This is a genomic window from Rathayibacter sp. VKM Ac-2928 (genome assembly GCF_022815545.1).
Classification (GTDB): domain Bacteria; phylum Actinomycetota; class Actinomycetes; order Actinomycetales; family Microbacteriaceae; genus Rathayibacter; species Rathayibacter festucae.
Window position 1 is genome coordinate 47,818 of sequence record NZ_JALGRU010000002.1, and the last position, 13,295, is coordinate 61,112.

Consider the following 13,295-nt stretch of genomic DNA (forward strand, 5'->3'; position numbering starts at 1 on the left):
CGGCGCACGCGGAGGGATCCGCGCTCAGGAATCGGGCAGGAACCGCACCGGCAGGTCCGCGATGGACAGCCCGGACTCGCGCAGCGCCTCCTCGACGGCGGCGTGCTCGCTCTCGGGGGCGGTGACCTGGACCTTGTCGACGCCGTCCGTCTGCGTGCCGTCGCTGCTGTCGGAGAAGCCCGTCACGCCGTGCCGCTTCAGAGGCTCGGCGAGCAGGGCGGCGTAGCGCTCCTGCTCCCCGGACCGGACCAGCGCGCTGATCGTCCAGCTGACCAGGGTCGCCCCGCCGACCGCGAGACCGGTCGCGGCGACCGCCGCCAGGGGGAGCCCCCATCGCGTCGTCATGCGACCAGGGTGCCTCGCCGGCGCCCGTCTCGCCAGCGCCGAGGGCCGCGCTCGGGCGAACGCGGGGTGAACGGACGTCGCCGGGCACAATGGGACGGTGCCGCCCACCCCCGCCGACCCGCGTCCGGATCCGCAGCCGGACCCCGCCGCCGATCCGCGCGACGACGTGGCCGGCGACGGCCGCGACGAGACCGAGAACGAGCGGCTCGACCGCAACTGGAGCGAGATCCTGCAGGAGCTGCGGGTCATCCAGACCGGGACGCAGATCCTCACCGGGTTCCTGCTGGCGATCGCCTTCCAGCAGCGCTTCGAGGACCTCGACCTCTTCCAGACCGACGTCTACCTGGTGCTGATCAGCGGCTCGGTGCTCGCGACCCTGCTCGGGCTCGCGCCGGTCAGCCTGCACCGCGAGCTGTTCCGCCGCCGGGCGAAGCGGACGCTGGTGCGCGCGGCCGACGTCCTGCTGCGGCTGACGCTGATGGCGGTGGCGCTGGTGCTCGTGGGGACCGTGCTGCTGATCTTCGACGTCGTCACGACGCGGCCGCTGGCGATCACGATGGCGTCGGTCACGGCGGTCCTCATCGCCGGGATCTGGCTGGCGCTGCCGTGGCGGATCCGGCGGCGCGGGTAGCCACACGGCGGTTGCAGGGGGGTGGATCTCGATACGCCCGCTGCGCGGGCTACTCGATCAGCATGAAGGCGCGGATCTACTTGGAAGAGACACGGGCCGGCCGGCATGCCGGTCGAGCAGCGCGCAGCGCGTGTCGAGACCCGCATCGGCGCAGGATGACGGACGCGCGGCGCGCGCCCCGCCCGGGCCGACCGCGCCGTCGCGCCAGTCGTCCGCCCATCGCCGCCAGTGCCGGGGCTTGCGCCCGCCCCGTCGCTCCGCAACGCCACCGCCCCGCCCGCCGCGCGCGGTGGCGGCTCGTCCCCCACCGCTCCCCCGTGCTGACCGCGACGTCACGCTGATCCCGCGGTCCGCCGCCACCACCAGCACCCGCCCGCAGCACGCCCGTCGCGCCACCGTCCCCGCGCGCCGCCATCGGCGACCACTCGCCGCTGAGCGCACCCTGCACACCACCTGAGAGCACGTCACCGGATTGGACCCGCGCGTGCCCAATCCGGGGGTCAAGGCGCCTCGACCCGAAACGTATCTTGATGCCTGCTCCACCCGGACCGCCCGCCGGAGCAGCCCGAAGGGATCGGATCATGACGGAAGTGCGCGCGCTCGCCCGCCACCGTCACCCCACTCCGCAGACCCCGACCTCGGCAGCACCGCGCCCGCTCGCCCTGACGCTGATCCTCGTCCTGCTCGCCGCCGTCCTCGTCGTCCTGCCCGCCCCGCGCGCGGAGGCCGCCACCGTCCTGCTCCAGGAGGGCTTCGGCGGCACGAGCGTCGTCGACCCCGCCTGGCAGGCCCTCGACAGCGCCTGCATCACCCGCGCCACGACGGCGCCGCCCGCCGGCACCTCGACCCTCGGCGTCTGCGCCAACCGCACGCAGGCTCCCGCCGCCGCGACCACCCCCGGCTTCCTGCAGCTCACCGACACCCGCACCAACGCCAAAGGCGGCGCGGTCTTCAACCGCCCGATCCCCGCGACCGGCGGCCTCGACGTCCAGTTCGACCAGTACCAGTACCAGGCGGCGCTCGGCCTGCAGGGCGCCGACGGCATCGGCTTCTTCCTCACCGACGGCTCGCGCAGCCTCACCGCTGCGGGCGCTCCCGGCGGCTCGCTCGGCTACGGCCAGTCCACGACCTTCGACGGCGTGAACGGCGGCTACCTCGGCATCGGCCTCGACGTCTTCGGCAACTTCTCCAGCACCGGTGGCGGTCTCGGCGCGGGCTGCGCCACCCCGCCTACTCCTCCGGGCACGACCGCCAACCGCATCGTCGCCCGCGGCCCCGGGCAGGGCAAGACCGGCTACTGCTACATCGCGGGCACCGCCCCGCCCGGAACGCTCGCCTCCCTCCGCCCGACCGTCAACCTCAGCGACACGGGCGCTCCCGGCACCGGCGCCGGACGCACCATCCGCGTCACCGTCTCGTCGGCCGCGTTCCCGGTGGTCACCGTCTACTACGGCGCCACGGCCGGCATGGCCGCCGCCTCGCTCACCCAGGCGCTGCAGTTCACGATGACCACCGCCGCCCCCTCCACCTACAAGCTCGGCTTCACCGCGTCGACCGGCGGATCGAGCGACACCCACCTGATCCGCAACGTCTCGGTCTCCTCCATCAACGACCTCGACGACATCTCGCTCGTGAAGCAGATCGACCGCACCACGACCCAGCCCGCCGCCTACAACGAGGGCTCGGTCATCCCCTACCAGTTCGTCGTCACGAACGGCTCGGTCACCGGCACGCTCAGCGGTGTCGCCGTCTCGGACCCGAAGGTGCCGACCGTCACCTGCCCGACGACCACCCTCGCCCCACTCGCGTCGGTGATCTGCACCGGCTCGCACACCGTGACGGCGGCCGAGGCGGTCGCCGGGAACCTCGTCAACACCGCGACGGCCTCGGCCACCAAGACGACTCCGGGCCAGACGACCGTCACCGTCACGAGCCGCACCGCGACCGTCACCGCCCCGATCAGCACGCCCGCCCCCGTCATCACCCTGGTCAAGTCCGGCGCCCTCACCGACACCAACGGCAACCAGCAGGCCGACGTCGGCGAGCAGATCGTCTACACCTTCCGCGCCACCAACACCGGCAACGTCACGCTGCAGAACGTCGCCGTCACCGACACGAAGGTCGCCTCGATCACCCCGGCGACCGCGACGATCGCCCCCAGCGCGCAGGCCGTCTTCACCTCCGCCGCCTACACGGTGACCCAGGCCGACATCAACAGCGGCACCGCGATCCCGAACACGGCCACGGTCACCGGCCGCACCCTCGCGGCGAGCCCCACGACCGTCACGGCGAGCTCGAGCACCACCACGCCCATCCGCTACGCGCCGGCCCTGACGCTGACCAAGAACGGCACGCTCAACGGCGCCGCCGCGGTCGGCTCGACGATCTCCTACGCCTTCACCCTCGTGAACACCGGCAACGTGCCGCTGACGTCCGTGGCGATCGCCGACCCCAAGGTCACCGTGGTCTACGGAGCCTGGCCCGGCACCGCCGGCCAGCTCGGCATCGGCCAGCAGGTCACCGCGACCGCCAGCTACCCGCTCACCCAGGCCGACGTCGACGCCGGCTCGGTCGTCAACACCGCCACCGCGACGGGCACCCCGCCCACCGGCGCCGCCGTCACCAGCACCGCCACCCGGACGATCACGCTCACCCGCGCCGCCGACCTCGCCTTCACCAAGACCGCCAACCCCGCCTTCATCAGCACCGCGGGCACCGTCGTCACGTACACCTTCCGCGCCACCAACACCGGCAACACGACCCTCACCAGCGTCGGGATCACCGACCCGAAGTCCGGCCTCTCGGCGCTGACCTTCAGCTGGCCCGGCACCGCCGGCCGGCTCACGCCCGGCCAAGTCGTCAGCGCGACCGCCACCTACACGACCACCGCGGCGGACGTGACGGCCGGCACGATCTCGAACACCGCGACCGCCACCGCGACACCGCCGACCGGCTCCGCGATCACCCGCACCGCCTCCGTCACGATCTCGGTGATCCCCGACCCGCTGCCCGACGCGGCGACGGTCGTCCAGGGCGGCTCGGTCGTCGTCGACGTGCTCGCCAACGACGGCGCCGCGGCGACCGGCGCGACCTTCTCCCGGGCTCAGCTCTCGGCGACCCCCAAGGTCGTCGGAGGCGCCGCCACCCCCGCCCCCGCGACCCCGGTCTCCGGCTCGGTCACCTGCGTCGACAGCGGCGCCACCCGCGGGCAGTGCACCTACCGCCCGATCGCCGCCTTCGTCGGCACCGACGTCTTCGACTACGCGCTCTCGGGCACCTACGGCACCTGGAACGTCCGCGTCACGATCACCGTGACCGCGCTCAACCACGCGCCGATCGCCCGCCCGGACCGCGCCGTCGCGACCGCCGGAGGCCCCGCCGTCACCGTCTCGCCGCTCGCCAACGACACCGACGAGGACGCGGGCACGACGCTGACCCTGAGCGCCGTCGGCACCGCGAGCAGCGGCACCTTCTCCTGCACGGGCGCGACCTGCACGTACACGCCGGCGGCGGCCTTCACAGGCACCGTGCCGATCGCCTACACCGCGAGCGACGGCGCACTCACCGCGAGCAGCACGATCACGGTCTTCGTCGATCCGGCACCGCTGGTCCCCCGCGGCTTCACCGACACCGACACGACCAGCGGAGCGATCGGCCTCGGCGCCTGGACCCGCTCCTCCGTCGTCGCCACCCCCGTCGCGAGCTGCACCGCGAACCGCCCGAGCACGCTCGTGAGCTGGTCCGCCGCGCCGGGCGCCACCGGCTGGACCCTCGAGCGCCGCCTGGCCGGAGCGACGCCCGGCGCCTGGACCGTCGTCGCGACGCCCGCGGCGAGCGCCACCTCCTTCACCGACGACCGACTCGGCGAGGGCCGCAGCTACCAGTGGCGGGTCCGACCCGACCTGCAGCGCTGGCTCGGCACCGCGTCGGCCCCCTCGACCGCCGTCGCGCAGCCGGCCGTCACCACCGCGAGGGGCTGCTGATGCCGCGGCCGCCTCGCCCCACGAACCCTCCCACCCGTCCTGCACACGCCCGCGTGAGGGAGACCAGGCCCGCACCGGGCACCCATCTGAAAGGAACCGTCATGACCGCCACAGCCTCCACCGAGAACGACTCCCGCAAGCGCGCCCCCTGGAAGAGGATCGCCCTCACCGGCGGTGTCCTCCTCGCCGCGGGCGCCCTCGCCGGCGTCGGCGCCTTCGCCGTCTTCACCGACTCCGGCACCGCGGTCGGCAACGTCGACGCCGGCCAGACCGACATCAACGTCACCGGCGGCTTCACCGTCACCGACATCGCGCCCGGCGACACGATCCAGCGCCCGCTGACCCTCGTGCTCCCGAACGCGACCAACGACGGCGACCTCGTCTCCACCGTGCGCTTCTACCAGGACGTCACCTCGGAGACCGCCGGCACCGACGACCCGCTGCTCGCCGGCCCCGGCGAGTCGCTCGTCACCGGCACGGACGGCCTGAACTACCGCCTGCTGACCTGCACCGTCGCGTGGACGACCGCCGCGACCGCCCCCGCGGTGAACGGCCCGTACACCTGCGCCGGGACCACGACGACGACCGGCAGCGGCAAGCTGTCGACCATCGGCGGAGTCGCCAACGCCGCGAACTTCACGCCGGCGAACTTCGGCCTCACCCCCACGGCGACCGGCACCTTCCCGTCGGACGCCGGCGACGTCTCGCTGAACACGCTGATCGAGCTCGTGCTGCCCACCGCGGCCGACAACGACTACGAGAACGCCGCCGCGCAGATCACCTTCACCGCCGCCGCCATCCAGCGCGCCGGCATCCAGAAGTAGCCGACCGCTCCCGCCCCGGCGCCGTGCCCGCCCGCACGCGCGGCCGGGGCGGGAGCACCTCCTCCTCCTCCTCCTCTTCTTCCCCTCGGAGCCCCATGCCAGCCCTGCGCGCGATCGGCGCCGTCCTCGCGGCGGTCCTCCTCGCGCCCGCGGTGTCCGCGGCGTCGGTCGCTCCGCCCGCCGCCCTGCTCGACGTGCGCGAGCTGACGGCTCCCGCCGCCCTCACCGGCCTCGCCCCCGGCGACACCACCGAGTGGGCCGCCGAGGTCACCAACGTCGGCTCGTCGGCGCACCAGGTGTCGGTCGCCTTCGCGGTCGACGGCGGCGACGCGCTCGCCACCGATCCGCGCGCCGGTCTCCAGCTGGACGTCGACCTCTGCCCCTCCGCCTTCACGATCGACGACGTCCTCGTCGCCGACGGCCGCTCCGTCGAGCGCTACCGCTGCCCCGAGGGCGTCGAGCCGATGGGCACCGGACCGGCCGCGTCGCTCGGCCGGCTCGACGGGTCCCGGGCGCTCGACCGCGGCGAGACCGTCGGCGTGCGGGTCCGGGTGAGCTTCCCGGCCGGCTCCGGCAACGCGCTCGAGATCACGTCGGCCGCCCTGCGCGTGCTCGTGCGCGAGACCGGGGCGATCGACGACTCCGGCGCTCCCGGAGGCGGCCCTTCCGGGAACGGCGCGGTCGGCGAGGGCGCCTCGGGGAACGGCGCCCTCGGGAACGGCGGACCGGGGAACGGCCTCGCCGTCACCGGCCGCGACGTCGGCGCCGCGCTGCTCGGCGGCCTGCTCGCCCTCGGCGCCGGACTGCTGCTCGCCGCCACCGGCCGCCGGCGGAAGGAGGCTCGATCGTGAGCAGCACGGACAGGAGCGACGCAGTCGTGAGCGGACCCGTCGCGAGCAGACCGGTCGTCACGGGCCTCCGCCGCCTCCTCGGCCTGGTCGTCGCGCTCGTCGCGATCGCCGGCGTCGCCGTCTTCGTCGCGTCCGCCCTCGGCGTCGTGCGCCTCGTGCCCGTGCTCTCGAACTCGATGGCGCCGGACATGCCCGTCGGCTCGCTCGCCGTCACCCTCCCCGTCGACCAGGCCGCGGTGCGCGCCGGCGACGTGATCGTCTTCACCGACCCCGACGTGCCCGAGCGCCGAGTGATCCACCGCGTCACGCTCGTCTACTCCGAGGCCGAGGCCGCCGAGCTGCGCGGCTGGTCGCCGGGACTCCTCGCGCTGACCACCAAGGGCGACAACAACCCGCAGGCGGACCCGTGGATCGTCACCATCGCGGATCAGCGGATCTGGCGCGAGGAGTCGGTCGTGCCGCTGCTGGGCTGGCCGAGCATCGCGCTCGCGCAGCCCCAGGCGCGCTTCGCGTTCTTCGCGGTCGGCGGCGCGCTCGTGGTCGGCGCCGTGCTCGTCGTGATCTGGCGCCGGCCGACGGAGGTGCGGTCGTGAGCGGCACGGTGGCGATCGGCACGCCCGCGACCCGCGCGCACGGCCGTCGGCGCGCGGTCCCGGTCCGCCGCCGCTCCCGCGCACCGCTCGCCCTCGCCGCGGCGATCGCGCTGGTGCTCGGCGCCGGCGCCTCCGCGTCCGCCCTGTTCCTCGACCGCGCGACCGCCGGCGCCCAGGTCGGCGCGGGCACCGTCGTCGCCGAGTTCGACGCCACGGGAGTCACCACCGTGCAGGTCCCCGTCGCCGATCTGCTGCCCGGCGGCACGGCCCGGCGCCTCGTCGACCTCACCAACGCCGGCACCGTCTCGATGGGCGCCCTGCAGCTCGAGTCCGCCGCGACGACCGTCGGCGCGAACGCCTCCGACGGACTGCAGCTCGCCCTCGAGCGCTGCTCGGTGGCCTGGTCGTCCGACGCCGCGACCTGCCCCGGCACGACGACCACCGTCGCGGCCGACCGCCCCGCCACGGCCCGCATCGACCTGCCCGCCTCCCCCGCCTTCGCCATCGGAACGACGGATCACCTCCGCCTCACCCTCCGGCTCCCGGAGTCGTCCCCGTCCGCCGCGCAGAGCACCTCCGGCACCCTGACCCTCGCCGTCCTCGGCGTCCAGGCCCCGGGCAAGCACCGCTGACGCCGCCGCCGCCGCCGCCGCCGCCGCCGACCATGCTGGTCGAGCAGCCCCGAAGGGGCGTATCGAGACCCACCCTCCCCAGCACGGCGGGCCCGGCGACCCCACTCCAGGCGTCGCCGGATCTCGATACGCCCGCTCCGCGGGCTACTCGATCAGCATGGAGGGACGCGAGCTCCGCACAACATCAGCTGAGAAGGGGTGCCCTCCGCTGACAGAGGAGGCCCACCCGTCTCAGCTGATGTTCTGCGGCACCCACCACCGCCTGCACGCCCCCTGCCGGTCGAGCAGCCCCGACAGGGGCGTATCGAGACCCACCGTGTCCCGGACGGCAGGCCTCCAGACCCCACCTCTCGGCGCCGCCGGATCTCGGTGCGCCCGCTCCGCGGGCTGCTCGATCAGCAAGGCGGCTGCAGGGTCGCGAGCGCCTCGTCGAAGCTCTCCGCGGAGGCGAGCACGCCCTCCGGGCCGATCGCGATCCAGCGGCCGCGGTCGCGCAGAAGCAGGCCGAGCTCCTCGGACGGCCGGCGGCGGGTGCGGCGCAGCTCGAGGACGAACGCGCCGGGACCGGTCTCGCGGATCTCCGGCGTCCGGCGATCGGGCAGTCTCAGCGGTACACGCTCCACTCCTTCTTCATCACGCGGGTCTCCTGGCCGTCGACCGCGACGATCCAGGCGCCGTCGGTCTTCGCCAGCACGCGGCCGCGCAGATACTGCGGCTCCCAGCCGTCGGCACGGTGCACCCACTTCACGAAGCGGGCGAACCGGCCCGGCATCACATCGTCTCTGGACATCTGGTCCTCCCCGTCGTCGGGGCCGCGCCCGCAGCCGTCGCGGGACGACGGAGTCTCCGGATGCGGCCGGATGACAGGACTGTAGGACGCGCTCAGCGGCCAGGAGGAGACCCTTGACGGAATCGCCGACGTGGGCAACAGCTGTCGGGGAGCGCCGCACTCAGCGCCCGAGCAGCCCCAGGACTCGCCGCTTCACCGGGTGCAGCCGGTACGCCGCGTACCGCACCGTCGGGCGGGAAAGCGCGCGCAGCCGCCGCGGCAGCGTGCTCCGCGCGGCCACCGCCTCCGCGTAGATCGCCGCCTGGGTGCGCGCCGCCGCCGCGAGGCTGAAGCGCTCGACGACCACCTCGCGCCCGAGCGCGCCGAGCCGCTCCCGCAGCTCCGCGTCGGCCGCGAGCGGGGCGAGGATCCCGGCGAGGCGCCTCGGCCCGTCGACGCCGTCGCCGAGCGAGTACCAGCCGCCGTCGAGGAAGAACGGCAGCGACTCCGGCGTCAGCAGCCGCCAGAACGCCTTCTCGCCCTGCACGACCAGCGGCTTCGCGAACGCCATCCCCCGCAGCGCGCTGCTGCCCATGCCGAGCACGATGTCGGCGACCGCGTAGGCGTCGCGCGGGTCGAGCATCTGCCCGGTCAGCGTCACCAGCTCGCGCGAGCGCCCCGCGTTCACCCTGTCCGCCGCGGCCTGCAGCTCGCCGCGGACCGGGCCGTCGCCGACGACGATCAGCCGGAGCCGCGGCCCCTCCTGGCCCCGCTCGGCGTCGAGCCGCCCGACCGCCTCGATCGCCGCGAGGATCCCCTCGCGCTTGAGGTCGACGACCAGCCGCGCCACCGTGACGACCGCGATCTCGCCGTCCTGCACGTCGAAGCGCGCCCGCAGCTCCGCCGTCCGCGCCGCGTCCTCGACCGGCGCGTTCAGCTCGGTGTCCACCGGCGGCTCGATCAGGTGCAGCGTCGGCCGGCGCCGCGACTCCTCCTCGAGCAGCTCGACCACCCCGACGACCATCGGGAAGGCGGCCGGCACGAAGTCCGGCACCTCCGGGGAGAGCACCGTGGTCACTACGGGCACGCCGTCGATCAGGTGCGGCCCGAAGGCGGCGTCCATCGTCGGCGCCCACTCGTAGGCGTGGATCAGGTCGATCCGCCGCTCGCGGACGAGGCGCCGCAGCCGCACCATGCTCCGGAAGGACAGGCGGGGCCCCTTCTCCGGCGCCTCCTCCCAGTCCAGCCCGAGCTCGGCGACCAGCGGGCGCAGATCGCCGTCCGGCCCGTAGACCACCGCCTCGTGGCCGAGCGCGGCCATCCGCCCGGCGAGCTCGATCCCGTTGATCTGGCTGCCGCCGACCTCCATCGTGTGCAGGCAGGTGAGGATGCGCATCAGAGGGCCGAAGCGGGAGGCGCGGCCGGGGTGGACGGGGCCGCCTGCGCCTGCGCCGCGACCTGGCGGCGGGCCTCGTCGATCGTCGCCAGCACCGAGACGACCTCGTGGTGCGGGTGCACCGGCGACTCCACGAGCCCCGCGGCGACGTAGGAGGCGAACGCCGTCGCCTGGAAGGACAGCGCGCCGTACGGCCACGGCCCCTCGTCGGTCCAGACCTCCGAGTCCTGCCCCGAGCTCATGCTGCCGAGCGTCAGCGTCACGCCGCTCGGCCCGAAGATCGGGCTGTGCACCGCGAGCCGCCCCTCCGAGCCGAGGACCATCGCCTCGACCGGCAGCGACGTCTGGAGCGAGGTCGACAGCAGCGCGCGGGCGCCGGAGGCGGTGGTCAGCAGCAGGTCGGCGCTCGCGTCGACGCCCGTGCCCGGGTCGACGGTCCCGGAGGCGACGACCGAGGCGGGCGCGCCGAGCACCGAGGACGCGAACGAGATCGGGTACACCCCGGCATCGAGCAGCGCGCCGCCGCCGAGCTCCTTCGCCCAGAGCCGCCCGGTCGGATCGACGGGGACGGAGAAGCCGAAGTCGGCGGTGACCAGGCGGAGCTCGCCGAGCACCCCGCTCTCGACGACCTGGCGGATGACGTCGGCCTGGGGCAGGTAGCGCGCCCACATCGCCTCCATCACCAGCAGGCCGGCGGCGCGGCCCGCGTCGGTGATCTCGCGCGCCTCGTCCGCGGACATCGCGATCGGCTTCTCGATCAGCACGTGCTTGCCGGCCGCGATCGCGGCGAGCGCCTGCGCGCGGTGCAGCGGGTGCGGGGTCGCGATGTAGACGGCGTCGATCCCGGAGTCGGCGACCAGCTCCTCGACTGTCGCGTGCACCGTCGCGATGCCGTGCTTGTCCGCGAAGGCCCGCGTCTTCTCGGCGTCCCGGGCGGTGACGGCGACGGCGCGCTGCACCGAGCGGGAGTGGATCGCGGCGACGAAGGCGTCGGCGATGCCCGTGCCGATCACTCCCCAGCGCAGGGCGGGGACGGAGGCGGGGTCGATCGTTCGCGGAGCGGGGAGGGTCACGGGCACCGCTGCATCCTACGGGCGCGGCCCCGCGGGATCGAGGGACGGGGCGGCCCCTGAGGGCTCCGGCCACGGGATCCGCTCGAACAAGGCCCGCAGCCTCGCTCCGCGGCCGGGATGCACCGCGCTCACCCAGGCGATCCGGCCGAGGAGGTGCGCCCGGAGGTCGGGCACGCCCGCCCGGTTCTGCCCGGCCGGCCCGTGCACGGCGCAGTTGTGCAGGATCGCGTGCAGCCGGTCGACGTCGGCGCGCCGGACGGCCGGGTGCGCGTTGACCACGATGCCGGTCACGCTCTGCCGGGTGGACGCGGGGCGCAGCCGCGTCTTCCGCGGGTTCACGGCGTAGCCCGCGTCCTCCACGATCCGCGCCGCCCCGCGCGCGAAGGCCTCCGCCCGCCGGGCGAAGCGCGCGCCGCCGCTGAAGGCGAGGTCGTCGGCGTAGCGGGTGTAGCGGGCGCCGGCCGCCTCCGCATAGCCGGTCAGCCGGGCGTCGAGGCGGCGCAGCGCCAGGTTCGCCAGCGCGGGCGAGGTCGGCGCACCCTGCGGCAGGTGCGCGAGGGCGAGGGAGCGGCGCAGCGCGGCCCGCTCCTCCGGGGCGCCGCCGGCGGGCATCCGGTGGATCGCAGCGACCGGGACGGCGTGCGTGCACAGCCCGGTCAGTGCGAAGGCGACCGCCTCGGGCAGCCCCTCGCCGCGCAGCAGCCGGAACACCCGCACCGCGGTGACCTGCGCGAAGAAGCGCTGCAGATCGAGGGTGATCAGCATCGCCGAGCCCGCGTGCACGGCCGCCCCGGTGATCGCGCTGCGCCCCGGGACGAAGCCGTGCACGGCCGGGTGCACCGGCGCCAGGCCGACGATCTCGTCGAGGACGCTCCGCTGCACCGCGCGCAGCCGCGAGCGCGGCACCTCGAGCAGCCGCGGTGCCCGGCCCGGCCGCTGCCGCCAGACGTGGTCGTAGTTCTGGAGAGCGCCGGGGTTCGGAGCACCGTGCGGCGTCCGGCGGTTCCACTGCCCGAGGTCGGCGAACCCGTCCAGCTGCGCCGGCGCGAGCCCGAGCAGCCGCGCGAGGTCGTCCCGGCCGTCGATCGCGGGCACCGGCGAGGAGGAGGGCACGGCCCGAGCGGGAACCGGCGCGAGGTGCGCGACCACCGGCTGCGCGCGCTCCGGGAGCAGCCCCGCGACCACCTGCGCGAGCTCGCGCGGCGCGTCGAGCGGCGGATGCGGGAAGGCGACGAGCACGGCGGTGACCAGCGGGCCGATCCAGCGGCGGCGGGCGCCGAGGGAGTCGGCGGCCGCGGCGCGCAGCCCGGCGGGGGTCCACTCCGCGCCGAGGAACGCGTGCGCGAGCGCCTCGACCACCGCGTCCCGTCCGTGCACGACGACCCCCCGCCTCGTGCGCTCCAGCCTAGGCTGGGCGGCACCGCCCCTCCGGGCGAGGCGGACGGGGCACGCGCTGCTCCGTCCTCTCCGGGGTCACCCCGGGGCACGTGGATCGACCAGGCATCACGCCGCAGGCACCCACCCGCGCTCCGCGCGGCACAGCGCCCGCACAGCTCGACAGGTCGCCCGGAGGGACGGCCTCGCCGCCCGCGGACCGGAGTGGTCCCGAAAACGCACTCCCTCGATCCGGGGGTCGACGCGCGCGGGGGCCCGCTCTAGCCTTCAGGCACGTGCACGTCGTGACGACGCCGTGAACGATCACGGAAGGAGCCCGGATGGACACCTGGAGGCACCGTCTCCCGATCGAGGACTGGACCCCGCTGTTCTCCGGCCCCGTCGACTCCGTGCCCGCCGAGGCGCTCGACGCCGCGGCGCGCATCCTCCGCCTCCTCCCCGACATCGAGCGGCTCACCATCGGCACCCCCGACGGCCCGATCATCGCCGAGCGCGGCTCGTCGGCCTCGGCCTGGCAGGCGGCCGACCGGGTCGCGATGGCCCTGTTCGCCTCCTCCCCCGCGGTGACGGGCATCACCGCCTCCGCGTTCGACGCCCGCGACGGCGTCCGGCACGCCACCCCCGCCGACCCCTTCCTCACCCGCGAGGGCGGCCGGGCCGCGGCCCTGCGCGCCTCGATGGACCTCGGCGAGATCTCCGCCGAGGAGGCCGATCGCCGGCACGCCGAGCTCCTGGCCGGCGAGGACGCGGACGACCCGCTCGAGATCCTCTGGGACGCGGACACCTCTTCGCGCCACTGACGC

Annotated in this window: 13 protein-coding genes; 7 read left to right on the plus strand and 6 right to left on the minus strand. The window is 75.1% G+C overall.

The annotated features are described in order from the left end of the window. Nucleotides 1-24 precede the first annotated feature (24 nt). Complete coding sequence (locus MT350_RS07790; RefSeq protein WP_243615666.1) at nt 25-345, minus strand: hypothetical protein; 321 nt, start codon at nt 343-345, stop codon at nt 25-27. A gap of 97 nt (nt 346-442) precedes the next feature. On the opposite strand from MT350_RS07790, the gene MT350_RS07795 reads away from it, so the two are divergent. The 6 genes from MT350_RS07795 to MT350_RS07820 all read left to right on the plus strand — a co-directional run bounded on the left by MT350_RS07795 (nt 443) and on the right by MT350_RS07820 (nt 7,859). Further along, the gene (locus MT350_RS07795) at nt 443-976 is read left to right on the plus strand and encodes a DUF6328 family protein (RefSeq protein ID WP_243615667.1); all 534 of its coding nucleotides are present in this window, start codon (nt 443-445) and stop codon (nt 974-976) included. Between the two features lie 581 nt (nt 977-1,557). Continuing rightward, nucleotides 1,558-4,959: an Ig-like domain-containing protein gene (locus MT350_RS07800; RefSeq protein WP_243615668.1), complete on the plus strand. Its 3,402-nt coding sequence runs from the start codon at nt 1,558-1,560 to the stop codon at nt 4,957-4,959. 101 nt (nt 4,960-5,060) lie between these two features. Continuing rightward, entirely contained in the window at nt 5,061-5,783 is a 723-nt protein-coding gene (locus MT350_RS07805; protein WP_243615669.1) for a CalY family protein, read from the plus strand. A 95-nt stretch (nt 5,784-5,878) separates the two neighbouring features. Next, the gene (locus MT350_RS07810) at nt 5,879-6,634 is read left to right on the plus strand and encodes a sortase (protein WP_243615670.1); all 756 of its coding nucleotides are present in this window, start codon (nt 5,879-5,881) and stop codon (nt 6,632-6,634) included. Then, nucleotides 6,631-7,227, plus strand: coding sequence for a signal peptidase I (locus MT350_RS07815; protein ID WP_243615671.1), 597 nt, complete (start codon nt 6,631-6,633; stop codon nt 7,225-7,227). The genes MT350_RS07810 and MT350_RS07815 overlap by 4 nt, the downstream gene beginning before the upstream one ends. Beyond that, the gene (locus tag MT350_RS07820; RefSeq protein WP_243615672.1) at nt 7,224-7,859 is read left to right on the plus strand and encodes a TasA family protein; all 636 of its coding nucleotides are present in this window, start codon (nt 7,224-7,226) and stop codon (nt 7,857-7,859) included. Before MT350_RS07815 ends, MT350_RS07820 begins: the two co-directional genes overlap by 4 nt. Before the next feature lie 395 nt (nt 7,860-8,254). Here MT350_RS07820 and MT350_RS07825 read toward each other — a convergent pair whose 3' ends face one another. From MT350_RS07825 to MT350_RS07845, 5 genes are all read right to left on the minus strand, one after another. Then, complete coding sequence (locus MT350_RS07825) at nt 8,255-8,482, minus strand: hypothetical protein (protein WP_123444448.1); 228 nt, start codon at nt 8,480-8,482, stop codon at nt 8,255-8,257. Beyond that, nucleotides 8,464-8,649: a hypothetical protein gene (locus tag MT350_RS07830; protein WP_123734602.1), complete on the minus strand. Its 186-nt coding sequence runs from the start codon at nt 8,647-8,649 to the stop codon at nt 8,464-8,466. Before MT350_RS07830 ends, MT350_RS07825 begins: the two co-directional genes overlap by 19 nt. A 160-nt stretch (nt 8,650-8,809) precedes the next feature. Further along, complete coding sequence (locus tag MT350_RS07835; RefSeq protein ID WP_243615673.1) at nt 8,810-10,024, minus strand: glycosyltransferase family 4 protein; 1,215 nt, start codon at nt 10,022-10,024, stop codon at nt 8,810-8,812. Next, nucleotides 10,024-11,103: a Gfo/Idh/MocA family protein gene (locus MT350_RS07840; RefSeq protein WP_243615674.1), complete on the minus strand. Its 1,080-nt coding sequence runs from the start codon at nt 11,101-11,103 to the stop codon at nt 10,024-10,026. The genes MT350_RS07835 and MT350_RS07840 overlap by 1 nt, the downstream gene beginning before the upstream one ends. A gap of 9 nt (nt 11,104-11,112) precedes the next feature. After that, entirely contained in the window at nt 11,113-12,474 is a 1,362-nt protein-coding gene (locus MT350_RS07845) for a reverse transcriptase family protein (RefSeq protein ID WP_243599668.1), read from the minus strand. A 338-nt stretch (nt 12,475-12,812) separates the two neighbouring features. Between MT350_RS07845 and MT350_RS07850 the strand changes: the two genes are divergently transcribed. Next, nucleotides 12,813-13,292 (plus strand): hypothetical protein, encoded by a 480-nt coding sequence (locus MT350_RS07850; RefSeq protein WP_243599667.1) that lies wholly within the window; start codon nt 12,813-12,815, stop codon nt 13,290-13,292. The last annotated feature ends 3 nt before the right edge of the window (nt 13,293-13,295 follow it).